This is a genomic window from Bacillus sp. ISL-45, assembly GCF_018613195.1.
Classification (GTDB): domain Bacteria; phylum Bacillota; class Bacilli; order Bacillales; family Cytobacillaceae; genus Mesobacillus.
This window is the reverse complement of sequence record NZ_JAGGQQ010000012.1, coordinates 1-22832: the sequence shown is the minus strand read 5'-3', so window position 1 is coordinate 22832 and position 22832 is coordinate 1. Positions and strand designations below refer to the sequence as shown.

Annotated in this window: 18 protein-coding genes, 15 tRNA genes and 1 rRNA gene; 4 read left to right on the top strand and 30 right to left on the bottom strand. The window is 42.5% G+C overall.

Going from position 1 to position 22832, the window contains the following annotated elements; genetic code table 11:
• The first annotated feature begins 72 nt into the window (after positions 1–72).
• A complete protein-coding gene (locus J7E35_RS16780; RefSeq protein WP_214781634.1) occupies positions 73–903 on the top strand; it encodes an aldo/keto reductase in 831 nt (276 codons plus the stop codon).
• Positions 904–1259: 356 nt separating this feature from the next.
• Positions 1260–2225, top strand: a complete 966-nt coding sequence (locus tag J7E35_RS16775; protein ID WP_214781632.1) for an NAD(P)H-dependent flavin oxidoreductase — start codon at positions 1260–1262, stop codon at positions 2223–2225.
• 41 nt (positions 2226–2266) lie between these two features.
• On the opposite strand, the gene J7E35_RS16770 is transcribed toward J7E35_RS16775, so the two are convergent.
• From J7E35_RS16770 to J7E35_RS16740, 7 genes are all read right to left on the bottom strand, one after another.
• The gene (locus J7E35_RS16770; RefSeq protein WP_214781630.1) at positions 2267–3022 is read right to left on the bottom strand and encodes an NRDE family protein; all 756 of its coding nucleotides are present in this window, start codon (positions 3020–3022) and stop codon (positions 2267–2269) included.
• A gap of 87 nt (positions 3023–3109) precedes the next feature.
• Positions 3110–4324, bottom strand: coding sequence for a NupC/NupG family nucleoside CNT transporter (locus tag J7E35_RS16765; RefSeq protein WP_214781628.1), 1215 nt, complete (start codon positions 4322–4324; stop codon positions 3110–3112).
• A gap of 268 nt (positions 4325–4592) precedes the next feature.
• Positions 4593–5531, bottom strand: coding sequence for a DNA-binding transcriptional repressor DeoR (locus tag J7E35_RS16760; protein WP_214781626.1), 939 nt, complete (start codon positions 5529–5531; stop codon positions 4593–4595).
• Between the two features lie 208 nt (positions 5532–5739).
• On the bottom strand, positions 5740–6303 hold the full coding sequence (locus J7E35_RS16755; RefSeq protein WP_214781624.1) for a TetR/AcrR family transcriptional regulator: 564 nt from the start codon (positions 6301–6303) through the stop codon (positions 5740–5742).
• 10 nt (positions 6304–6313) lie between these two features.
• Positions 6314–7711, bottom strand: a complete 1398-nt coding sequence (locus J7E35_RS16750) for an efflux RND transporter permease subunit (RefSeq protein ID WP_251041055.1) — start codon at positions 7709–7711, stop codon at positions 6314–6316.
• The gene (locus tag J7E35_RS16745) at positions 7704–9203 is read right to left on the bottom strand and encodes an MMPL family transporter (protein WP_251041052.1); all 1500 of its coding nucleotides are present in this window, start codon (positions 9201–9203) and stop codon (positions 7704–7706) included. The genes J7E35_RS16750 and J7E35_RS16745 overlap by 8 nt, the downstream gene beginning before the upstream one ends.
• Positions 9204–9331: 128 nt before the next feature.
• Complete coding sequence (locus J7E35_RS16740; RefSeq protein ID WP_214781620.1) at positions 9332–10846, bottom strand: glycine betaine uptake BCCT transporter; 1515 nt, start codon at positions 10844–10846, stop codon at positions 9332–9334.
• Between the two features lie 348 nt (positions 10847–11194).
• Here J7E35_RS16740 and J7E35_RS16735 point away from each other — a divergent pair, with 348 nt between their 5' ends.
• On the top strand, positions 11195–11995 hold the full coding sequence (locus J7E35_RS16735) for a C39 family peptidase (RefSeq protein WP_214781618.1): 801 nt from the start codon (positions 11195–11197) through the stop codon (positions 11993–11995).
• Between the two features lie 87 nt (positions 11996–12082).
• Here the strand turns inward: J7E35_RS16735 and yhbH are convergent, their stop codons facing one another.
• The 7 genes from yhbH to queG form a co-directional block, all read right to left on the bottom strand.
• On the bottom strand, positions 12083–13252 hold the full coding sequence (yhbH, locus tag J7E35_RS16730; RefSeq protein ID WP_214781616.1) for a sporulation protein YhbH: 1170 nt from the start codon (positions 13250–13252) through the stop codon (positions 12083–12085).
• A 299-nt stretch (positions 13253–13551) separates the two neighbouring features.
• Positions 13552–13734, bottom strand: coding sequence for a hypothetical protein (locus J7E35_RS16725; protein ID WP_214781614.1), 183 nt, complete (start codon positions 13732–13734; stop codon positions 13552–13554).
• 82 nt (positions 13735–13816) lie between these two features.
• On the bottom strand, positions 13817–15712 hold the full coding sequence (locus J7E35_RS16720; protein WP_214736151.1) for a PrkA family serine protein kinase: 1896 nt from the start codon (positions 15710–15712) through the stop codon (positions 13817–13819).
• 337 nt (positions 15713–16049) lie between these two features.
• A complete protein-coding gene (nfsA, locus tag J7E35_RS16715; RefSeq protein ID WP_214781612.1) occupies positions 16050–16799 on the bottom strand; it encodes an oxygen-insensitive NADPH nitroreductase in 750 nt (249 codons plus the stop codon).
• Positions 16800–16930: 131 nt separating this feature from the next.
• A complete protein-coding gene (gene trmL / locus J7E35_RS16710; protein ID WP_214781599.1) occupies positions 16931–17410 on the bottom strand; it encodes a tRNA (uridine(34)/cytosine(34)/5-carboxymethylaminomethyluridine(34)-2'-O)-methyltransferase TrmL in 480 nt (159 codons plus the stop codon).
• Positions 17411–17500: 90 nt separating this feature from the next.
• Positions 17501–18394, bottom strand: a complete 894-nt coding sequence (locus tag J7E35_RS16705; RefSeq protein WP_214781597.1) for an amidase domain-containing protein — start codon at positions 18392–18394, stop codon at positions 17501–17503.
• Between the two features lie 89 nt (positions 18395–18483).
• A complete protein-coding gene (gene queG, locus J7E35_RS16700; RefSeq protein ID WP_214781595.1) occupies positions 18484–19641 on the bottom strand; it encodes a tRNA epoxyqueuosine(34) reductase QueG in 1158 nt (385 codons plus the stop codon).
• Between the two features lie 105 nt (positions 19642–19746).
• Here queG and J7E35_RS16695 point away from each other — a divergent pair, with 105 nt between their 5' ends.
• Positions 19747–20415: a B3/B4 domain-containing protein gene (locus J7E35_RS16695; protein ID WP_214781593.1), complete on the top strand. Its 669-nt coding sequence runs from the start codon at positions 19747–19749 to the stop codon at positions 20413–20415.
• 387 nt (positions 20416–20802) lie between these two features.
• Here the strand turns inward: J7E35_RS16695 and J7E35_RS16690 are convergent.
• From J7E35_RS16690 to rrf, 16 genes are all read right to left on the bottom strand, one after another.
• Positions 20803–20876, bottom strand: a tRNA-Gly gene (locus tag J7E35_RS16690).
• A 52-nt stretch (positions 20877–20928) separates the two neighbouring features.
• A tRNA-Leu gene (locus tag J7E35_RS16685) sits at positions 20929–21013 on the bottom strand.
• A gap of 42 nt (positions 21014–21055) precedes the next feature.
• A tRNA-Cys gene (locus J7E35_RS16680) sits at positions 21056–21130 on the bottom strand.
• Between the two features lie 9 nt (positions 21131–21139).
• A tRNA-Gly gene (locus tag J7E35_RS16675) sits at positions 21140–21214 on the bottom strand.
• Between the two features lie 6 nt (positions 21215–21220).
• Positions 21221–21295, bottom strand: a tRNA-Gln gene (locus tag J7E35_RS16670).
• A gap of 40 nt (positions 21296–21335) precedes the next feature.
• A tRNA-His gene (locus tag J7E35_RS16665) sits at positions 21336–21411 on the bottom strand.
• A gap of 11 nt (positions 21412–21422) precedes the next feature.
• Positions 21423–21496 (bottom strand) — tRNA-Trp (locus tag J7E35_RS16660).
• 8 nt (positions 21497–21504) lie between these two features.
• Positions 21505–21589: transfer RNA gene (locus J7E35_RS16655), tRNA-Tyr, on the bottom strand.
• Between the two features lie 71 nt (positions 21590–21660).
• Positions 21661–21736 (bottom strand) — tRNA-Phe (locus tag J7E35_RS16650).
• Positions 21737–21764: 28 nt separating this feature from the next.
• Positions 21765–21840, bottom strand: a tRNA-Asp gene (locus J7E35_RS16645).
• 3 nt (positions 21841–21843) lie between these two features.
• A tRNA-Met gene (locus J7E35_RS16640) sits at positions 21844–21917 on the bottom strand.
• Positions 21918–22099: 182 nt separating this feature from the next.
• Positions 22100–22175 (bottom strand) — tRNA-Val (locus J7E35_RS16635).
• Between the two features lie 58 nt (positions 22176–22233).
• Positions 22234–22308, bottom strand: a tRNA-Glu gene (locus J7E35_RS16630).
• 16 nt (positions 22309–22324) lie between these two features.
• A tRNA-Ser gene (locus J7E35_RS16625) sits at positions 22325–22416 on the bottom strand.
• A gap of 4 nt (positions 22417–22420) precedes the next feature.
• Positions 22421–22495, bottom strand: a tRNA-Asn gene (locus tag J7E35_RS16620).
• Between the two features lie 67 nt (positions 22496–22562).
• Positions 22563–22678: ribosomal RNA gene (gene rrf / locus J7E35_RS16615) — 5S ribosomal RNA — on the bottom strand.
• Between the last annotated feature and the right edge of the window lie 154 nt (positions 22679–22832).

Here is a 22832-nt window from a genome sequence, read left to right as displayed (position 1 = left end):
CCAATAACTTTTTACCAATAAAAAAATATGAGAAAATAACAATGCAATTGAATTAAAAAGGAGGCGCATGATATGCCACAAAATCTCCAAGATACAACAACATTACATAATGGTGTGAAGATGCCATGGTTTGGCCTTGGTGTGTTCAAGGTCCAGGAAGGATCTGAAGTTGTAGAGTCTGTTAAAGCGGCGCTTAGAAATGGTTACAAGAGCATCGACACTGCAGCAGTATACAGGAATGAGGAAGGCGTTGGACAGGCTGTCAAGGAAGCTGGTGTTCCACGTGAGGAACTGTTTATCACGACGAAGGTCTGGAATTCTGACCAGGGTTATGAATCCACGCTCCAGGCATTTGAGACAAGCATGGAAAAGCTTGGGCTCGATTACCTCGACCTTTATCTGATCCACTGGCCAGTTGCCGGCAAATACAAAGAAACATGGAAGGCACTCGAAAAGCTTTATAAAGATGGAAAAGTCCGAGCAATCGGCGTGAGCAATTTCCACGTTCACCACCTAAAAGATTTGATGGCTGATTCTGAAATCAAACCAATGGTCAACCAGGTTGAATACCATCCACACTTAGCGCAGACGGAGCTGCATGAGTTCTGTAAAGCCGAGGGTATCCAGATGGAAGCTTGGTCTCCTTTGAAGCAGGGAGAGCTTTTATCAGAACCAACAATTGTTGAAATCGCCGAAAAGCATAAGAAATCACCAGCCCAATTGATCCTGCGCTGGGATTTACAAAACGAAGTGGTCACAATACCGAAATCGGTCAAGGAACATCGTATTATCGAAAATGCAGATATCTTTGATTTTGAGCTTTCAGCCGAAGATATGGACCGCCTGAATAGCTTAAATAAGAATGAGCGTGTCGGCCCGGATCCGGATAATTTCAATTTTTAATCAGGCTGTTTTCGTAAAGATTGTTGTTAAAATCCTTAAGCCGAGTTGAACGTAATATAAAGCCATTTTTAGGATCGGTATTAAGTTTGCGTGCTCTTTTCTCACAAAAGAGTCTACTTTACGAAAAAAAAATAGGTCAATCAATCTTATTTTGGGATCAATAGCAACAAAGTTTGAGAAAAGGTCCTTTAATTAAGATAACTCATTAGGCGCAGATGATTCTGCGTCTTTTTTTGCTCAAAAAACTAACACCAAATATTTATACCTAAATATAGTATCAGGTGCTAAAAATCACATCTTTTTATAATTGTCCATGTTAAACTGCAAAAGAATAAATTCAGAAAGGGGTTTTTAGCATGGATTTCCCAAAGCTTAAAATTGGCCATATGGCTCCAAGTGTTCCGATTATGCAGGGTGGAATGGGGGTAGGTATCTCGCTAAGCGGATTGGCCTCGGCGGTTGCAAACGCTGGAGGTATTGGCATCATATCTGGAACAGGGATTCCGGTAGAAGAAATGGTACAGCATATCAGAAAAGCCAGGGAGCTGACTCAGGGCAATGGGTACATTGGTGTAAACGTTTTGTTTGCCATGAACGATTTTGCTGAGAAAATGAAAGCCGCGTTGGATGAAAAAGTTGATTTCATTATTTCTGGAGCAGGAATATCAAGAGATATGTATTCTTGGGGCAAGCAAGCGGGCATTCCGGTCATTTCAATTGTATCCTCTGCAAAGTTAGCTAAAATCTCGGAACGCCTGGGTGCTGCTGCTGTGGTAGTTGAAGGATATGAGGCAGGAGGACATCTTGGAACTGACAAGCCTCTTTTTGAGATACTTCCTGATATTGTTGAGTCTGTGTCCATCCCGGTAATCGCTGCTGGAGGAATCCTGACTGGTGCTGATATCGCGAAGGCTTTTTCCCTTGGAGCTTCTGGCGTCCAAATAGGCACAAGGTTTGTGGCCAGTGATGAATGTGACGCTCCGCAAAGTTTCAAGGAAAAATACGTTTCAGCCACCGAAAAAGACACACTGCTTGTGAAAACAACAGTTGGACTGCACGGGCGCGCCATTGCCAATCATTTCACCAAGCTCATCACCACCTCAGATAAACTCAGGATCAAAAAATGCCGTGATTGCCTGAAAAATTGCTCCTACCGTTTTTGCACACTGGACTCCCTGCTCACCTCCGTTTCCGGCGATGTAGAAAATGGCCTGGTATTCGCTGGCGCCAGGGTAAGTGAAATTAAAGACATATTACCAGTCCGGACAATCATTGAAAACTTAAGAATGGAATACAACGCAGCAGCTCAAAACTTGGCTTAAATAAAAACCAGACAACCTAACCCACGGTTGTCTGGTTTTCTTCACAGCCTTATTAAAAACTCCTGGTCCGACCGCTGATCTTTTGTATGCACCCGTTCATAAAACTGGATTTCTTTTTCATTCATTAAAATGACAGTCGAACTTCTCGTCCCGTACCCTTCACTTTTAATGAAGATGGGTGATAACAAGCGCTCCCACTCCAGGGAAACCCCGGTAGATGGCAACAGATGGTCCGGAGCGGGATCGGCATTTTCCAAATGGGCAAATAACCGGTCAACCAAGTCAGGATGCCCTTCTGAAATAATGCTGGCAAGTCCCGCCTTCCCCCATTTCACCTTTGGCCAGTCCGTATTAAGCAAGTGGTTGCTGACCCCATGGACGCCAGCTTCCACTTTTTGCAGCGGGCCTCCACGATTGGAAAAGTAATAGAGCTCATCCAAATCCCCTGCCAGAAAATTATAACCAGGATATTCTTGACGGCGATTGGCCAACTCCTGTAAATAAGATTGGGTATTGATTGTCCCTTTCAGAAAATCAGCAACAAGTTCACCTCTTGTTCTTTTCCCGACGGTGGTTTCACTTGGGTCTCGATAATTAGTGAGAGCTGCAAACCTGCCTGATGTCGTAACCCCCATCCAGGTTCCCATTTTTTCAAGATCCCGGCCGGCGAGCACTTCGGTCGCATCATCCCAAAAATAAGCCGGCGCAGTTTCCCGGGCATATGCTTCATCTCTATTGGCAGCAACAATCAGCTTATACTCTGGATGTGCTTTATAGGCAAATAAAACCAAACACATTCATCATCACAGCTTTCCTTTCAATTTACTCTATTATAACCTAAAGCAAAAAAAGAGAAGGACCATGTCCCCCTCTTTTCCTCATTTTTATAAAAGCATACCTGCCATTGCGGCACTCAATAATGATGCAAGCATACCTGCTATAACAGCTCGTACACCCATGCGAGCGATGTCTCCGCGACGATTTGGAGCAAGGCTTCCAAGACCGCCAAGCAAGATTCCCATTGAAGATACGTTTGCGAATCCACATAGAGCAAAGCTGATGATTGCAACTGTTTTTGCAGATAATTGATCAATTTGAGGTGCAAATGAAGAGTAAGCTACAAATTCATTCAAGATTAACTTTTGGCCAATGAACCCGCCGGCTTTGACAGCCTCATCCCAAGGTACGCCGATTGCGAAAGCAAGTGGTGCGAATACAAAGCCTAGAATTGCTTCAAGCGTTAAGTTTTCTGCTCCGAAGAATCCTCCGAAGAATCCTAGTATTCCATTGATCAAGGCAATCAATGCGATGAAAGCAAGCAACATTGCACCGATATTCAAGGCTAATTGTAGACCCGTGCTTGCTCCCTTAGCAGCAGCATCAATCACGTTAACTGAATCTGTATCTTTTTCCATCTTCAGTTCATCAGATGTCTCAGATTTTTCTGTTTCCGGAATCATGATTTTAGCCATGATCAAACCTGCCGGAGCAGCCATGAAGCTTGCTGCAAGCAAGTATTCTAACGGAACACCCAATAAGGAATAACCAATCAATACGGAACCTGCAACAGAAGCCAGGCCCCCAACCATGATAGCAAAAAGCTCTGACTGAGTCATTTTCGCGATGTAAGGCTTAACAACAAGTGGTGCTTCTGTCTGGCCTACGAAAATGTTAGCTGCAGCTGATAGTGATTCAGCCTTGCTCGTTCCCAGCAATTTAGAAAGCGCTCCACCCAGGATCTTGATGATTACTTGCATGACTCCCAGGTAGTAAAGAACTGAAATCAATGATGAGAAGAAAATAACAACTGTTAATACTTGAAATGCGAATACGAAGCCAATATTTTCGGCCTGGAACAATCCTCCGAACAGGAATTGCACACCAGCGTCCGTATAGTTGACGATTTCATTGACACCAAGTGAAAGCTTTTTCAATAAGAGTTTACCTGTTTCCCATTTCAATACTAAGAACGCGAAAATGAATTGGATTGCCAACCCGCCAAGGATTGTCCTAAAATTGATTGATTTTTTGTTATTCGAGAAAATAAATGCTATTCCCAAAACGACTGCAATCCCCATCAAACCCCATAAGATATTCATTGTTGACCCACCTCTTGTTGTGATATTTGCGGAAATGTTGTTAACGTTTACAAATGCTATGAAAAAAATTTCAATAAAACGTTTACATTTGTTTATTCATTACTTTCTATAGCAAATATATCAGAAGTTAAGAACTTTTGTAAATAAATTTTTGAACAAATGTAAAATGAAATTTATCCCTTTTCATCTTTTCGACAAAAATACCCGCAAGGCGCCGAACCTACCGGGTATTTGTTTTTACCTTATGGCTTCCCTATTCCCTTAACTCTTACTTATCCAATAAAAATTTGGCAGTAAATTGGTCCGTTACAAGCACATTTGTATACTTCCCTTTTAAAGCCCCATAAATACCCTCGATTTTATGAGCTCCGCCTGCAACTAATATTGAATACTTCTTCTTCTTTAACTCTTCAAGTTCAATGCCTAAAGTTCTCGCATCAAGGTTCTCGTTGCAAACCTTTCCATCTTTATCAAAAAATCGTGAACAAATATCCCCGACAGCTTTTGAATAAATGACTTGCAAATCTTCTTCGGTAAAGTATCCTAACTGGAACAATAAAGATTCAGACTTGATCGGACCAATTGTATAGACCGCTATGTTCGATTGTTTCCCCATTTCCAGGATCTTTTTTATATGCCTGTCAGCCTCCATTGCCTGTTTGACCACGACATGGTCTACGATGGCCGGAAGCGGGAGATGATGCGGTGCGCTGTTGAAGGCCTTGCCGAATAAATACAATATTTCATTCGCATACGTATTTGTTTCGGAGTGACTGACTCCTCCCTTCAACTGGACGACCTTTACATTCTTGCACGGTTTCTGCTTCAATTCCAAGGCAACATGATAAAGCGTCGTTCCCCAGGTGACACCGATAATATCATCATGATCAACCACTTCATTCAAAAAAGCTGCAGCTTTCTCCCCGAGATATGTTTTGATCACACTGTCTTCATATTGTGGAATATGAGTGACGATTGCCTTTTTTAACCCAAACTTTTGTTCAAGCTGTGCTGACAAATTTTCTACATCCTCAGTAGGGTCCATGATTCTGATATCGACGATACCCTCCTGCTTTGCGATCTGCAGGAACCTTGATACTGTAGGCCTAGAAACTCCCAACTCCCTGGCAATATCATTCTGGTTATAATCAAGTAAATAATAAAGCTTTGCTGCCTCAATTATTTTTAATAATTTTTCTTTTTCCATTCGTGATCACCCTTGGAAATGACTTAAACTCAATACCCTTATTCTAGCAAAAAAACCGAATGAAAACATTTACATTTTAAAAAAGAACAAAATGTTCATAAATAACCAAAGGTTTACATATGTTCATCTTCGTTAGAACACTTAGAAGCTCATTTAGAACGGAGAAAGAGGAAAAGGATTGGCGCTAACCCAATCCCTTCCAGAAAGATTATTTAATAATTGCTATCACTGATTGAGCGTATTTCCTAGCCAGTGAAATCTTTTCTTCTTCGTTTAATAAATGAAAAGGACGATCATTCTTGAAGACAACCTGGCTGACGAAAATTCCCCCAAGGTGCCTTGCAACAAGACCTGCATCAACTACTTGGCCCTTATTCTCGAAATGCAGTGCCAGACCCTTCTCAAGACTCGAAAAAATCATATTAGGCAAATCGACTTCTTCATCCAAATTCCCCATCAAGCTTTCTGATATAAGCATTTTGACCAGAGGTGCATTTCTGGACAAAGTACCTAATCTATTTTCAATAATTTTTATCAAAAAAGCTTCAGTATCCTCAGTTTGTGCCATTCTGTTAATATGCGAATCAAATTGTCTTTCCAGAATATTCTTGATGACTGTTACAAACAGGTTTTGCTTATTGGTGAATTTCCGGAACAATGTTACTTCAGCCACTTCTGCTTCCTTTGCAATCTCTTGTGTTGTAGCCTGCAGTCCTTTTTTCACAAAAACCTTCATTGCTGCATTCAAGATTTGTTCCGTTTTGTCCCTCATACTGCCACCCCTAGTTTTCTGGTAATTCATTCTCCCCTACATGTCTTATTTTCACAAAACGATCTAGAATAATCAAGATGGCAGGCATAACTACAATTGTACTGAACAGTGCCAGGGATATATTTATTAATGTCATCATGCCGAAGTTGCTCAAGATGACAAAATCGGAAATCAGCAGCGCGCTGAACCCGCCGATTGTGGTAAAGGCAGATGCGAGGATGGCCTTCCCTGTTTTCCGATTCGTGACCATGATGGCTTCCATGCTGTTTCTGCCTTTTTTCCGTTCTTCATAAAAACGCTCCATGATCAGGATGGTGAACTCTGTGCCAATTCCGATGATCAATGCTCCCAGTGTGGCAGTCAACGGGGTATATTTGATATCAAGTAAATACATGGCTCCGCCTGACCATCCGACTATCAGGGCGATTGGCAGCAATGGTATAAATGCTTTGACAGGATGGCGGTATACTAACAGCAAGCCAAAGAATACAAGCCCCATCCCGAGCAATGTCATTTTATACCTGCCAGTAGTCAATGCGGAAACCATCTCAACATCCAGCACTGCTTTTCCGGTAACCGTTGTATCAACTCCTTTTGATTCTTCCGCCTTAAAATAATCGTTTAAGTCATCAATGAACCCCTTAAGCTCCTCTGCCTCTAGGTGCTCTATACTCAGGGTGATGACACCTTTTGTTCTCTCTTCATTAATTAACAGCTTTTTCTGGGCTTCTGGCATCTCAGCCAAATATTTCTCTATCTCTTGATTCCCAGGAAATTTCCCTTCATTCATCTGTCGAAGTGCAGTTGTGACTGAACGTGTATCAATAACGGTTTCTGGAAATTCACTTTTAACTGTTCCGGTGATCCCATCTACCCACTCCAATATCTCAGCGGATGACACATCGTCAGCTTCATAAACAACCGAAATTTGATCGGTACTGCCGAGAATCTCTCTTAACTTATGAATATCCTTTAACTCCTGTGTATCCTGCGGCATGAACTTTTCAACATCCGTTTCGACCCCAGCTTGCAAATCAGCCCAAATACCAAAACCAGCTGTTATGAAGGCAATTAAAACAATGAACCACTTCAGTGAAATCAGTTTATTTGTAAACCCATTAAAGAGCCTGTCTCCCTTCGTATTTTTTAATTTTACTTGTTTCTTTTTATTCCTTTCTTTTTTGAAGGAATGATCTCTAGAGAATAAAATCGGAATCAATATAAAAACTCCTGCTATAAAACTGATGATCATTCCTACTGTCAGCATCTTGCCAAAGTCCTGGATCATTGGTACAGGAGATGTGTATAAAGCAATAAAGCCTAGCCCTGTAGCAATTAAGGCTGTCAAAACTGCAGGCACCATTTTCATTAATGTTTGATGTAGGGCCTTCTTTGGTTGGTTATTCATGGTCATTCTCCCCTTCTGCCATTTCCTCTGAATACCTGTTTTGGAACTGAATCGCATAATCAATGCCAAGACCTATGAGAATCGGGAACACAGCCATAGAGACCATTGTAATTGGAATCTGAATCCACCCCATCAAGCCTACCGTACCAATGACTGCTATTAAAATGATGCCTAAGGGAAGTAAGCGCCAACTTACATTAAAGGTGAAAAATAAGATGATGACCATGAACAAAATAGATAGCATCATCATTTTCTGCATACTTTCCTTCATCGATGAGCGGATTGCATCATCCAAAACTGGTTTGCCCGAAACCATAGTGGCTGTTGATTCTATTTTATTTTCATTTAGATATGATTTTACCGTTTTTGAGACTTCACTTTTTGCATCGTCGGAAACATGTCCATTAAATTTCACGATCATGATCATAGTATGGTCATCTATGACGACTTCATTAAAAATATCTCGCCTTTTGCCTTGATCATCATAAATCATGTATTCAAGTGTTTCCTGCTTACCTGGCAATCCAGGATGCAATGTATCAGAGTAATCATTCATACTGGTTAAATTCCCGCTGATTTCAACCAGGTTTGTGCCCATTTCAATCAGACCTTTGCTGAGCTCCCCCAATTCCTCAGATTGCTCTGTCTTTTCTTTTTGCAAGCTTTCTAACTGTCCTTGCTTTTTTAATAATCCACTTTCCATCCCTTTTAGCCCCTTGATTGCCTGATCTGAAACATTCGGCAAAACTGCTGATTTCTCGGCTCCCTGCAGCATTTTTTCAGAAAGCTGGATCAGCTGGGTGCTCATTTCATTTATCTGTTCTGCCTGCTGTTTCTCATGGGGATCGTTTGTATCGTATTTTGAGGCTAATGCTCCTAGTTTCAATCCAGCTTCCTTTGTATAAGTTCCAAACTGGGAATAACCATCAACGAGGTTGGTTGTTCCTTCCTTTAGCTTCTTCTGGCCATCAATCATTTTGCTTACTCCCTGACTAAGTTCCGCCATTTGCCCTTCAATATTTGGCAGCTGACTATCTCCGGAAGTATTGGCTTGCATCTGTTCCCCAACCTCTACTAATTTCCCTCCCATTTCATTCAGTCCATCTGATATTCCCGCTATACCCTCTTTATATTTAATAGCTTGCTTGGACGACATTTCTTCCACCAATACAACAGGACTCATGACACTATAAACTTCTTCATGTGTATTAAGGAGCGTCTCAAGCCTTTTCAAATGCTCCAGCCTTTCGACAGTAAGCACGTTATGATCATCTGTTGCTTCATATACGATGATGATGGATTCTCCTCCGAACTCTTCCTCAAGCTGTTGGTTACTTTTATAAACCACTGATTCAGTGCTTACCAGTGTCTCATTCCCAGTAGCCATTTGAACATTACTTGCCCCTGCAGCTAAAAGCACAGCAGACATTATCGTTAATAACATTATTTTAACTGGGTGTTTTGACATCAATGAACCAAGTATATTCAGCATATTCCTTCCTCCCTGAAATAATGATTGTAAGTAATTACTAACATAAAGTATAATCTGCCTCCCCCATTATGTAAAGAATAAATTTAAAAAGGAGCCATCCCATATTGGAATGACCCCCCACATAATTATTAAAGCTTGCGTTTAGGAATTTTTCCAATTCCCAGTTCTTTCGCTTCTTGATTCAAGGCTTTAATTAGACTTAATCCCATTAATGCCATAATGATGGAGAATGGCAATGCGGCTACGATCATTGTATTTTGCAATGCCTGCAGCCCGCCAGAGTACAGCAATACTAAAGAAATTGCCGCCAACATGATTCCCCATGTGAATTTAATCCTGTTTCCTGGTGTCAGCGATCCATTGGTGGTCATCATCCCTAAAACAAATGTGCCAGAGTCTGCTGAAGTGATAAAGAATGTACCGATAAGAATCATTGCCAGGATGGACAATAATGAACTTAATGGATAATTGGCAAACACGCCAAAGAGCGCTTCTTCGGTCGCGAGTTCAGAAATATTCGCAACCCCTTCGTGCTCAAGCATGATTGCTGAACCTCCAAAAGCAGAAAACCATAGGAAGCCAATTAAAGAAGGTACTAGCAGTACACCAAATACAAACTCTCTGATCGTACGGCCTTTAGAAACTCGAGCTATAAAAATCCCTACAAATGGTGCCCAGGCAATCCACCATGCCCAATAGAAAATGGTCCAGCCGTTGATCCACGAACGGACTTCTTCATTTAAAGGAGCAATCCTGAAACTCATTGCCGGCAAACTTTGAAGGTATGTACCAATTGTGTTGGTAAAAAGGTTCAGGATAAATTGGGTAGGTCCCAAAAACAGCATAGCCGCGAGCAATACCGCAGCAAGTATCATGTTTACATTACTTAAAATCTTGATACCTTTTCCAAGTCCTGTCCAGGCAGAGATCATGAACAATACTGTTACGATCAGAACAATAAACAATTGAGTTACGAAACCAGTAGGTATTCCAAATAGGTAAGAAAGCCCACCGTTAATTTGTACAGCTCCAAATCCCAAAGTTGTTGCCACACCGACTACAGTCGCGACAACCGAAATCACGTCAATTACTTTTCCTGCTGCTCCATTCGTCTTGTCGCCTAAAATCGGGCTGAGAGTAGCACTAATCAACCCTGGCTTTCCATGCCGGAAATTGAAATAAGCAAGAACTAATGCAACAATTCCATAAATGGCCCAGGCATGGATACCCCAGTGGAAAAACGTGAACCTCATTGAATCACGGATAGCCTGGTCAGATCCAGCCTCCACTCCGGTTGGTGTTGAGACCATATAATGGCTTATTGGTTCAGCAGTGCCCCAGAATACCAGCCCAATCCCCATACCGGCGCTAAAAAGCATCGCATACCAAGTCAGGGTAGTAAACTCTGGACGGTCATCCTGCCGGCCAAGCCTGATCTTTCCCAGAGGACTGATCAAGAAATACAGACAAACAATTACAATTGCAGATACAAGAATTAAATAATACCAGCCAAAAGAATCAGTAATGAATCCCTGGATATTGGCTGTAACTGATTCAAGTTTATCTGGAACAAACACACCGAAAAGAACCATTAGTAACAAAATTCCTGTCGATATGAAAAAAACAGATGAATCCTTTTTCATCAAAAAACTCCCTTCGTTAAACTTTGCACCTTAATACCCTAACACAAATTAGTGTTTTTTTAAAAGATTGTACTCATAACAGAGATAGTATTACCGAATTTGTCAAAAAAAATGAATGTCTAAAATCCTTTTTTTACTGGAACTCACTTTCATGTTCAACTACTAAATTCCTCAATATTCTTCCCAAAGACTCAAGTTTTTCGACTGTAATATCAACACTGCATAATCGTTACCTTATTACCAGTCGATTTCCAATATTATTCTATTAGTCTATTGAATCATTGTCGAACTTTGGTTAAAATTGTAAGAGATGCCCAGCCTGAAGGAGAAATGTTAGGAGACGATATTTTGAATAAAAAGTTGCTTATTAGAACACTATCCATTGGAGGCATTTTCCTGGCGACCTACCTGGGAGCGGAAAATTTACGATCGATTAAAAATCCAACGGCAGAAACACAAGCTGCAGTTGCACCAAAAATCACCCGAACTGAAGCTCATTCCATAACAAAGACCATTGAAGATAAAAAAATTTTTGGGGATTTCTTCAGTACAGAGGAGAAAGAAATGATTGAAGGGGTTCCGCACATCAGTCAGCTCCCCGAATTACAACGAGGCTGTGAAGTAACCAGCTTAACGATGCTTTTGCAGTATGAAGGAATCGCAGCCGATAAAATGAACCTGGCTGAACAGATACATAAAATACCTTTCCGCGACACAAGTTATGTTCGCAGCAATCCTTATGATGGCTTCGTAGGCGATATCTATACCTTCAGCAAGTCGGGATATGGCGTTTACCACCGTCCTGTAGCAAAACTTGCAGAGAATTACCTGCCTGGAAAAGTCAAGGACATTACTGGCCAATCCGTAAATTCAGTTTATGAACTGATTGACACTGGATCGCCAGTGTGGGTCATTACGAATTCAAGCTTTGCGCCGCTTCCCGAATCGGAATTTACTGTTTGGGAGACAAATACCGGAAATGTGAAGATTACTTACAAAGAACACAGTGTTTTGATTGTCGGCTATGACGAGGAGTACATTTACATAAACGACCCCCTTGCCAGCGAGGGTTATAAGGCCGTCCCACGGACACCATTCGAGAATGCCTGGGTCCAGATGGGCAGCCAGGCGATCGGAATTGAAAAATAATAGATTGTTAATATAGGAGTTTCTATCCAGCGTGAGACGATGAAAAAATAGAAAAATCGGCAGGAGCTCTATCCTGCCGACTTTTTATTAAGCATACATCTTGTTTTCTTCCTGTTTGAAAAAACTTTTCATCGCATGGAATACATCAGCTTTCTGCTTGAGGATATAGTAACGGAAGTTATCGTCTTTAATGTTTTTATACGCGGACATTAGGGTCGAGTGGCGATTATACTGATTGACTTCTCCATAACCAAACATATTGGAGACCTTCATCAGCTCTTCTACTAATTTTACACAGCGGGCATTGTCGGAGGTCAGGTTATCACCATCTGAAAAATGGAATGGGTAGATGTTAAACTTGCTTGGATTGTATTTCAGATCAATAAGTTCCAGTGCTTTCCGGTAAGCGGATGAACAAATGGTACCTCCGCTTTCTCCTTTTGAGAAAAAATCTTCCTCGGAGACTACCTTTGCTTCTGTATGATGAGCAATAAATTCGATTTCGACTGTTTCATACTTGGAGCGAAGGAAGCGCGTCATCCAGAAGAAGAAGCTCCTCGCCATATATTTTTCCCACAGTCCCATACTGCCGCTCGTATCCATCATGGCAAGAACAACAGCCTTTGAATCGGGCTTCATGACCTCATTCCACGTCTTGAATTTAAGATCTTCCTTGTAGATTGGGTGGAAGGATGGTTTGCCTGTCATGGCATTCCGTTTGTAAGCTGACATCATGGTCCGCTTTTTGTCAATGTTACCCATCAATCCAGTCTTCCTGATATCGTTGAATTCAATATTTTCAACAAGATGCTCCTGTTCTTCCTTCTTTTTGAGGTTCGGAAGCTCCAGCTCTTTAAATAACGCTTCTTCTATTTCCATCATTGATACTTCTGCTTCGTAATAGTCTTCACCGGCCTGGTCTCCTGCGCCTTGCCCTTTCCCCGGACCTTGCTGCTGCCCGGAGCCATCACGCGCGACGACATCACCTACTTTACTGTCTCCATCCCCCTGGCCGACATGCTTATTTTTATCATAGTTATAACGGATTTTGTACTCATCCAGTGACCTTATAGGAATCTTTACGACATCCCTGCCGTTGGACATGATAATATTCTCTTCAGTAATCAAATCAGGCAAATTGCTCTTAATTGCTTCCTGCACCTTTTCCTGATGGCGCTGTTGGTCATCATGTCCTTTGCGGTGGAGGGACCAATCTTCCTGGGAAATCACAAACTGGTGACTGCTTTCATCGGTCATTTTCAACCCCTCCTTTGAAATTTTCATTTTGACAGTAACACAATTCAGCATACCTTCATACAATATCCCGATGGACTTTTCCCTTATGAGAATTGTAATTACTCTATCTTATGCAAGAAGACAAAATAATTTACAAATAATTTTGACAATTAACCTTTTCTCCTACGGGTGGACAAGCCCATTTTAAAGAAGCAACGGCTTAACTTCAGGATTTAAGATGCCGAATCACGCATTGCCATAAGGGATATAACCCTTAAAAGAAGTGCACAAAAAAATAACCTCTGCATGGTCAGCAAAGGTTATTCCTTTTCATTCTCTTTATCAAATTGGATTGGATCCGGTACTTTATCATACTCTTCTTTCAATACTTCGCCTGTACGGCGGTGTTCCATTTGCTTTCCAAGATTTTCGATTTCTTCCTCATTTCGAGCCATGGAACTATTTTTAGGGACATAGTCTTTTGGCAATTCTTTTTTACTCATGTTGATCACCTCTTGCCTGTACTATTCCCGCTATCAGGATTTTATAAACTAAAAGGACCCGCAATCTGCAGGCCCTCACAATCTATCTATTCAACAGGCTTCCGACATACCGCAGCAATTCATTCGCTGAGGTAGAGTTGTATCCATGCTCATCGATCAATCTTGCGACGACATTATTGATTTTCTTCAGCTGCGTCTCATCAGGAGTCTTTGTTGAAGTCGTAATCTTGACGACATCCTTCAAATCAGCAAACAGCTTTTTCTGGATTGCTTCACGCAAGCGGTCATGCGAATTGTAATCAAACCTCTTGCCTTTTCTCGCGTAGGCAGAAATCCTGATTAAAATCTCTTCGCGGAAGGCTTTCTTGGCGTTTTCGGAAATGCCGATCTGTTCTTCGATAGAGCGCATCAGCTTCTCATCAGGATTGATTTCCTCACCAGTCAGCTGATCACGCATCTTCGCCTTATTACAATAAGCTTCAACATTATCAAGGTAATTATCCATAAGGGTTTTAGCTGACTCTTCATAAGAGTAAACGAATGCCTTTTGTACTTCTTTCTTGGCGATATCGTCATACTCCTTCCGGGCAAGAGATATATAGTTCAGGTAGCGCTCCCTTGTTTCAGCCGTAATCGATGGATGCTGGTCAAGACCTTCCTTAAGTGATCTCAGGACGTCTAAAGCATTAATTGTTTTGACTTCTTTCCTGATGATTGTAGAAGAAATACGGTTGATGACATAACGAGGGTCAATTCCGCTCATTCCCTCATCCTGATGCTCTTTTTTCAATTCCTCAACATCAGCTCTGTTGTACCCTTCGACACTTTCTCCATCATAAAGCCTCATCTTCTTGATCAGGTCGATGTCGCCCTTTTTTGGATCCTTAAGGCGCGTAAGAATCGTGAACATCGCAGCCACCCTCAGAGTATGCGGCGCGATATGGACATCATTTACATCACTTTCTCTGATCATCTTGTCATAGATCTTCTCTTCTTCGGTCACTTTTAAGTTATATGGAATCGGCATCACAATGATACGTGAATGCAAGGCTTCATTCTTCTTGTTGGAAATGAAAGAACGGTATTCCGTTTCATTCGTATGCGCGACAATCAATTCATCCGCGCTAATCAATGCGAATCTTCCCGCTTTAAAATTGCCTTCCTGCGTCAGGCTCAGCAAGTGCCAGAGGAATTTCTCATCACACTTAAGCATTTCCTGGAACTCCATCATCCCGCGGTTCGCCTTATTTAATTCCCCATCAAAACGGTAGGCTCGCGGATCGGACTCAGATCCATATTCCGCGATGGTCGAGAAGTCAATGCTGCCAGTCAAATCCGCAATATCCTGGGATTTGGGATCAGATGGACTGAATGTGCCGATTCCCGTCCGCTTATCCTCGGAGAAGAAGATTCGCTCTACGATGACATCTTCAATCCTGCCGCCATACTCTTGTTCAAGCCTCATCATATTAAGCGGTGAGAGATTGCCTTCAATTCTGATGCCATACTCATCATAAAAATCCTTGCGCAAATGATGCGGAATCATATGCAGCGGGTCTTCATGCATAGGGCAGCCTTTGATTGCATATATTGCTCCCCTGTCTGTATGCGAATACGCCTCAAGCCCCCTTTTCAGCATGGTGACGAGTGTTGATTTACCTCCACTTACAGGTCCCATCAACAGTAAAATCCTCTTTCTGACATCAAGCCTTTTCGCAGCCGGATGAAAATACTCCTCGACAAGCCTTTCCAGCGCCTCTTCAAGGCCGAATAACTGTGAATTGAAGAAGGAATAGCGCTTCTTGCCTTTCTCTTTTTCAATTCCTGCATCCTTGATCATATTATATACACGCGAATGTGCCGATTGAGCTACCCACGGCTGTTCCTTAACAATTTCAAGATACTCCCTGAACGTCCCTTCCCATTTAAGCTTCTCTTCACCCTGGCGATACATCTCAATCTTTTTTAAAATATCCATATGGACCTCCCCATCTAGCGTTATCAAGAGACGATTAATAAATTCTATGCAGCAAACAATTTGAACATGCGTAAACGTTCTGCAAGGAGGATTGTCCTTTTTTACCTCCTAAAGGAAAAAATAAGCCCATCCTTCACAGTTGCAGCATAATAGGATATAATGATTTCTATATGAACAAAACGATAAAAAGGGAGGCTTACATACATGAAACTAATCCTAATTATAGGCGTAAGTATTGCATTTCTAGCTGCTATTTTCACAGGCGGTTACGATGATAAGCCGGGAGTCAACAAAAAATAAAAAGCTGCCGATTGGCAGCTTTTTTACTTTTCTATGATTATTTTTTATTCAAATTCTGTTTTTCCACAAACTCCTTCATGTACATCCTTGATTTTCGCCCAAGCATTTTTGCCATCTGTTCCGTCCAGGTGTCCTCACGTTTTCCTCCGGTTCTTTCCCGGTAGTATTCTGAAGTAGTGGTATTATAGTCGCGGAGCTGCTTTTCAAACACACCCCTGTCCTGTTGGTACTCATTTTCCATATACACATGCTCGAGAGGCAGACGCGGCTTTACGTCCGTGTCCTGGTCAGGATATCCTACTGCCATGCCAAACAGCGGGATAACATGTTCTGGTGTCTTCAGAACCTCCTTTACTGCCTCGAGATCGTTCCGTATTCCTCCTATATAGCAAATCCCCAGTCCCATGGATTCGGCCGCAATGGCGGCATTCTGGGCTGCCAGAGCCGCATCGATCAAGGCAACCATGAATTTCTCTGTACTCTCAATCGAATCATCAAGATCTGACTCTTCCATCTCTGATATGACCTTATGTCGATGAAGATCTGCACAAAATACAAAAAAATGGCCACTATTCGCCACATAAGCCTGATTACCAGCCAACTCTGCAAGCTTGGTCTTTTTATCCTGATCTGTTATACCGATTATTGAATACGCCTGTATAAAGCTCGAAGTTGATGCTGCCTGAGCACTTTTCACGATTGCTTCAATTTGTTCTCGATCCAGCGGTGTATCCGTAAAACGCCTGATCGAACGATGCTGTAAGAGAGTCTCGATTACCTGGTTCATTTAAATAACAACTCCTTCTGGAATATATATAGCCTGGATAAGTAACATTTTAATTCACTGCAAAGTACCAGTCGTCTTCAAAATCCCAGCTGGCACTTAGGCATGCCAAAAAGGAGACCTGGTCAGGCCTCCTAGTATTTACGCAAGTCTCGATAATCCTGCTGCCTAAGCGCTTCATAAATCAAAATAGCGGCTGTGTTAGACAGATTTAATGAACGGATATTTTCATTCATAGGCAGCCTCAGGCATGTCTCCATATTGTTTTCGATCACATCTTTAGGAAGTCCTGTCGTCTCTCTGCCAAAAATAAAAAAGAAATCCTTTTCGGCTGCACTATAATCAAAATCGGAATGCGCCTTTTTGCCAAATTTGGTCACATAAAAGAATTCTCCGCCCTCGTTCTGTTGATAAAAATCCTCAAGCGAATCATAATAGTGAATCTTCACATGCTCCCAGTAATCCAAACCCGCCCTCTTCAACATCTTGTCATCCGTTGAAAATCCCAACGGCCTGATTAAGTGAAGCTCGGTATCGGTACCAGCACATGTGCGAGCAATATTGCCAGTGTTTGCTGGTATGAGCGGCTGGTATAATACTACATGCAATGCCATGACTTTCACCTCTGTTAAAAACTAAAGCTATTATACCACTTCACTCCTTCTCAGCAAAAGAAATGGCGCCGTACTATTGTCATTAAGCCATCAAATATCGTCGTAATCATCCGTAATCGTAAAAAACTTGTATTTAATATTCGGGGTATAAGCGGTCGAATCCTCATAAGCCCAATATCGCATCCTGCTGTTATACGTATGAGCATTGACTAGCGGCATGCCATCCGCATCGTGTCCCGTAACAATTGTAGTATGGTCGAAACGTCCATCTCCCTCAAAATCATAGCAGATGACATCACCAAGCTTTAGTTTTTCAGCACTGTTTACTTCTCTCCCCCTTAAGCCCAGCTTGGACCCTGGGATGTACCAGCGCATCGCATTGGCTACCGACCAGCTGAAGCTCCAATTATCATTCTGCATCCACCAGCCATTGCTGCGGTTTGGATACCCGCGCATCGGTCCTCCGCCCTGATGCAGGCATTGTGAGATATAGTTGGTACAATCAACCTCGAACTTCTTATATGCAGGGTTGTAGTCATTCCACCATCTTTCTGCATACTGGACGGCCTTCAGCCTGTCGTATCTGAAGCCCTTCCTCTCCTGGTCTCCCTCCTGCTGCGCAAAAGCAGGCAACGCTTCATCGCTGCCGTTAGACTCCCTGATCTCATTTAGCTTTTCATCCTTTACCAGAACACCCTTGTAAAATTCCGCCTGCCTCTTCTCCACTTCCTCCTCCATGTAAAATAGACCCCGCTGCTTAATCAAATACTGAAAATGAACCTCATATAAAATCGAGGCATTCTCCTTATTTTCAAATTTCTCTTCAACCCTGCCATTTGCCTTTGCTTTTACAATTTCAGCAGATCTGCTGGCAAAACTCTGCTTTTTCTGCTCTATACTGGGGCACTCGTGCAATTGATTTCTCGGCATGGAAACACATTGAAGGACACGCTGTTCCAACAGTTCCTGCAGTTGCTCACGCATGTTCATCTCTCCCTTCACCATTCATATTTATGAAGTGTTCCAGGATTTCACGCATAAAAAAAGATGGATTTTCTAAAAATCCATCCTTCTCACAAAGTTATATTCGACTCTGAGTTGCCCTTGAAAAATTCCATTCCCTTGCTGATCTCATTTAATACTTCCTCATCCTTCTCTACAACAGAAGCATGTTTCAATGCGTCCAAAGCATCACGGCCGCCGATTTTGCCAAGGGCCCATGCTGCTGTTCCCCTGAGCACAGGCCTAGGGTCATCCTTCAACACCATAATCAGCTCTGGTATTGCAGTATCATCCTTATAATGCGCAAGAGCAATGATCGCATTGCGCTGAATAGGCTTCTTGCCCCTCCACGAACCGGATACATGCCCGAACTTTTCTTTAAAATCACGGTTGCTCATGGTCAGTAGAGGTTTCAGGAGCGGCTTCGCAATCTCAGGATCAGGTTCCATTTCTTGATGAAAGTGAAAATCCTTCCCTTTATTCTCGGGACAAACTGTCTGGCAAGTATCACAGCCATATAAGCGGTTACCAAGCTTTTCACGGAACTCGTCTGCCAAAAAGCCCTTAGTCTGAGTCACGAAGGCAATGCATTTTTGCGCATCTAACTGGCCGCCCTGCACGAGAGCTCCTGTCGGACAGATTTCCACACATTTATTGCAGCTGCCACAACGATCCTCCATCGGCGTATCGGGTTCAAATGGAAGATTTGTGATCATCTCACCCAAATAAACATATGATCCAAACTCTGGTGTGATGATGGAACAGTTCTTTCCACTCCAGCCTATCCCCGCCCGTTCGGCAACAGCCCTGTCCACAAGTTCGCCCGTATCGACCATCGACTTAAACCTCGCATCAGGTACCCTCGATACAATGTATTCCTCCAGTTTTTTCAGCCTGTCCCTTAGGACCACGTGGTAATCCGTCCCCCAGGATGCACGGCAGAAGACTCCACGCCGCTCTCCCTTCTTGCTGACAACTTTCGTCTTCATCTTTGAAGGATAAGCTAGTGCAATCGAGATGATTGTCTTAGGACGGTCAAAAATCAGGGAAGGCTCAGTTCTCTTCTCAATATCCTTTTCCTCGAACCCGGATTGATATTGTAATTCCTGCTGCCTGTATAACCTGACCTTCATCTCTTCAAAAGCTGAAGGAGCTGCAAAACCAATTTTATCGATGCCAATCGTTTTGCTGTATTCAATAATATCTTTTTTCAGGCTAGCTGTATCCATTGATGTTTCCTCCTTTCAATTTTGTTATCTATATTGAATTCCTAAATTTAAAAGCAAATTACTTTTATGATAAACTATTTTAAAGCCAATTTGGAGGTGGAATCAATGGAAATTCAAGTTTCCAGTGCATTATGTGATCTTATTCCCGGATTCTCAGTCGGGATTATCGAGTATAAAGAAATACAGGTAGGCGAGTCTCCGCAAATGTTAAAAGGCAGATTGCAGCTTTTCCAGGAGTCAATTTACTTCGACCTTCTGGAAAAAAACGTAACGGATCTTGAAGGCATAAAAGAGTGGCGGTCAATATTCAAAACTACAGGGAAGGACCCAAACCGGTACAGACACTCAGCAGAAGCTCTCTACCGCCGGATCGCAAAGCAGAATTACCTTCAACCCATACATAGTGCGATAGATTTAAATAATTTCTTCTCGCTTGAATATCAAATCCCAATTGGCGTTTATGACAGTGATAAGCTAGTGGGGGATGTAACCATTAAAATTGGAGAAGAAAACGAAGAGTACACTGGTTTAAATGGCAGAGCCAATAACCTGGCAAACCTAATTATCTCTGCTGATGAACAAGGACCATTCGGCAGCCCATTTGTCGATTCAGAAAGGACTGCCGTAACAGAAAAAACTACTAATGCACTGCAGATTGTTTATCTAAGGCCATCATCTTCACCTGAAGGGAAGCAAAAAATGACCGAGTCACTTATGAACATGTTTACCCAAATCCATGGCGGAGCTGGCACATATAAAATTTCGGGATGCTAAGGCATCCTTTTTCTTCTCGCGGAAGATTTAAAGAAATGAAAAGAAAAGGCTTTGCTATCATTTCTTGTAATTTTCAAGTAGGTATGAGCATTCTTAAGCGGAGAAATTCCGGCTATTGTATATGGCGAAAGCTTATGAAGCGGAATAAGCGGAGGTATTCCGGTTAACTGCTATAAATAAGACAAAATACAACGATTTGGATGAAATAAACGGAAAAGTTCCTCTTATTTTTAAGAAAATAAGGGTCATTTCCAATTTAAGCGGATATTTTCCGTTTATTTTTCAAACACTGTGAAACCAACTTTCAGTTTTTAACAAAGACAAAGAAAAGAAAAAACGCAGTATATCGTTTTCTGGAAACGACATACTGCGTTAGTCACGTATGTATGGAGCGGGTGAAGGGAATCGAACCCTCATCATCAGCTTGGAAGGCTGAGGTTTTACCACTAAACTACACCCGCATACATATCTTTATGAAATAAAGAAAACAGGAAATCCTGTTTATAATAAAAGTGGTACCGGTGGTCGGGGTCGAACCGACACTCCAGAAGGAACACGATTTTGAGTCGTGCGCGTCTGCCAATTCCGCCACACCGGCATATTAAAATGTCTTGCTTTCTTGCTGCCACTAATGAGTTAGTGGAGGCGGCAACCGGATTTGAACCGGTGAATAAAGGTTTTGCAGACCTTTGCCTTACCACTTGGCTATGCCGCCATATATTTTTGGAGCGGAAGACGGGATTCGAACCCGCGACCCCAACCTTGGCAAGGTTGTATTCTACCACTGAACTACTTCCGCAAAAAATGGCTGGGCTAGCTGGATTCGAACCAACGCATGTCGCAGTCAAAGTGCGATGCCTTACCGCTTGGCTATAGCCCAATATATTGTATGCTCTTATTATTACATTTGTGAATTATAATGGGGCGACTGATGGGAATCGAACCCACGAATGCCTGAACCACAATCAGGTGCGTTAACCACTTCGCCACAATCGCCATTATAAAATTGGCAGGGGTAGTAGGAATCGAACCCACACCAAAGGTTTTGGAGACCTTCGTTCTACCTTTAAACTATACCCCTATATTAAGTGGTGGAGGGGGACGGATTCGAACCGCCGAACCCTGAGGGAGCGGATTTACAGTCCGCCGCGTTTAGCCACTTCGCTACCCCTCCACTATAACATCTTTTTTGATGTTAAAAAACCCATTTTATCAAATTCCCTGAATAGCCAGGTATTGTATATATGGTGGCTCAGGACGGAATCGAACCGCCGACACAAGGATTTTCAGTCCTTTGCTCTACCGACTGAGCTACTGAGCCACTATAACTTTGCCACTTTTAATAAAAATGGCGGTCCCGACCGGGATCGAACCGGCGATCTCCTGCGTGACAGGCAGGCATGTTAACCGCTACACCACGGGACCAGATTGCGGGGGCAGGATTTGAACCTGCGACCTTCGGGTTATGAGCCCGACGAGCTACCGGACTGCTCCACCCCGCGACGGTAATAAAGAATATCATTTTGTTCATGCTCCTTGAGAGCAATGACTGTCCCGATCTCAGGAAGCCTATTCAAGCTGCTGCTCGATCGGTACAACTCGCAGTTCATACAGTGAAGTAACGCTTGTTGCTCCACCCCGCGACGGTAATAATTGAAGATTATTTTTACTTCGTAAAAAATCATGGTGGAGGATGACGGGATCGAACCGCCGACCCTCTGCTTGTAAGGCAGATGCTCTCCCAGCTGAGCTAATCCTCCGTAATATGTTCGCTGATACTTTTCAAAGGATAATTTTTTCGCTTAGGCGAAAAAATTCTGGTGACCCCTACGGGATTCGAACCCGTGTTACCGCCGTGAAAGGGCGGTGTCTTAACCGCTTGACCAAGGGGCCAGATATAAAGTTTCTATGGCGGAGAGCAAGGGATTCGAACCCTTGAGACAGCGTTGACCGTCTACACGATTTCCAATCGTGCTCCTTCGACCTCTCGGACAGCTCTCCAAATTGGCTCCGCAGGTAGGATTCGAACCTACGACCGCTCGGTTAACAGCCGAGTGCTCTACCACTGAGCTACTGCGGAATAATGATTATTTCTCCGACTTGGATACGCGATCCACATCTTTGAAGATTGGATGAAAATGCATCCTGCCTGGCGGCGTCCTACTCTCACAGGGGGAAACCCCCAACTACCATCGGCGCTGAGAAGCTTAACTTCCGTGTTCGGTATGGGAACGGGTGTGACCTTCTCGCCATCGCCACCAGACATTTTTTTAAAGACAATATCTATTATACTGTCTTTTATGCATTTTGCAAGAGAAAATTTAAGAAAGTTTTTCACTTAATGAAAAGCTTTTATTCCCTCAAAACTAGATAATGTGTAAGAAGAATTCAAGAGAAACGAGTAATCTATTTTGGTT

Coding starts and splice junctions, on each gene's coding strand:
- J7E35_RS16780 (WP_214781634.1), top strand. CDS start 73: ATGCCACAAAATCTCCAAGATACAACAACATTACATAATGGTGTGAAG.
- J7E35_RS16775 (WP_214781632.1), top strand. CDS start 1,260: ATGGATTTCCCAAAGCTTAAAATTGGCCATATGGCTCCAAGTGTTCCG.
- J7E35_RS16770 (WP_214781630.1), bottom strand. CDS start 3,022: ATGTGTTTGGTTTTATTTGCCTATAAAGCACATCCAGAGTATAAGCTG.
- J7E35_RS16765 (WP_214781628.1), bottom strand. CDS start 4,324: ATGAATATCTTATGGGGTTTGATGGGGATTGCAGTCGTTTTGGGAATA.
- J7E35_RS16760 (WP_214781626.1), bottom strand. CDS start 5,531: ATGGAAAAAGAAAAATTATTAAAAATAATTGAGGCAGCAAAGCTTTAT.
- J7E35_RS16755 (WP_214781624.1), bottom strand. CDS start 6,303: ATGAGGGACAAAACGGAACAAATCTTGAATGCAGCAATGAAGGTTTTT.
- J7E35_RS16750 (WP_251041055.1), bottom strand. CDS start 7,711: ATGAATAACCAACCAAAGAAGGCCCTACATCAAACATTAATGAAAATG.
- J7E35_RS16745 (WP_251041052.1), bottom strand. CDS start 9,203: ATGCTGAATATACTTGGTTCATTGATGTCAAAACACCCAGTTAAAATA.
- J7E35_RS16740 (WP_214781620.1), bottom strand. CDS start 10,846: ATGAAAAAGGATTCATCTGTTTTTTTCATATCGACAGGAATTTTGTTA.
- yhbH (WP_214781616.1), bottom strand. CDS start 13,252: ATGACCGATGAAAGCAGTCACCAGTTTGTGATTTCCCAGGAAGATTGG.
- J7E35_RS16725 (WP_214781614.1), bottom strand. CDS start 13,734: ATGAGTAAAAAAGAATTGCCAAAAGACTATGTCCCTAAAAATAGTTCC.
- J7E35_RS16720 (WP_214736151.1), bottom strand. CDS start 15,712: ATGGATATTTTAAAAAAGATTGAGATGTATCGCCAGGGTGAAGAGAAG.
- nfsA (WP_214781612.1), bottom strand. CDS start 16,799: ATGAACCAGGTAATCGAGACTCTCTTACAGCATCGTTCGATCAGGCGT.
- trmL (WP_214781599.1), bottom strand. CDS start 17,410: ATGGCATTGCATGTAGTATTATACCAGCCGCTCATACCAGCAAACACT.
- J7E35_RS16705 (WP_214781597.1), bottom strand. CDS start 18,394: ATGCGTGAGCAACTGCAGGAACTGTTGGAACAGCGTGTCCTTCAATGT.
- queG (WP_214781595.1), bottom strand. CDS start 19,641: ATGGATACAGCTAGCCTGAAAAAAGATATTATTGAATACAGCAAAACG.
- J7E35_RS16695 (WP_214781593.1), top strand. CDS start 19,747: ATGGAAATTCAAGTTTCCAGTGCATTATGTGATCTTATTCCCGGATTC.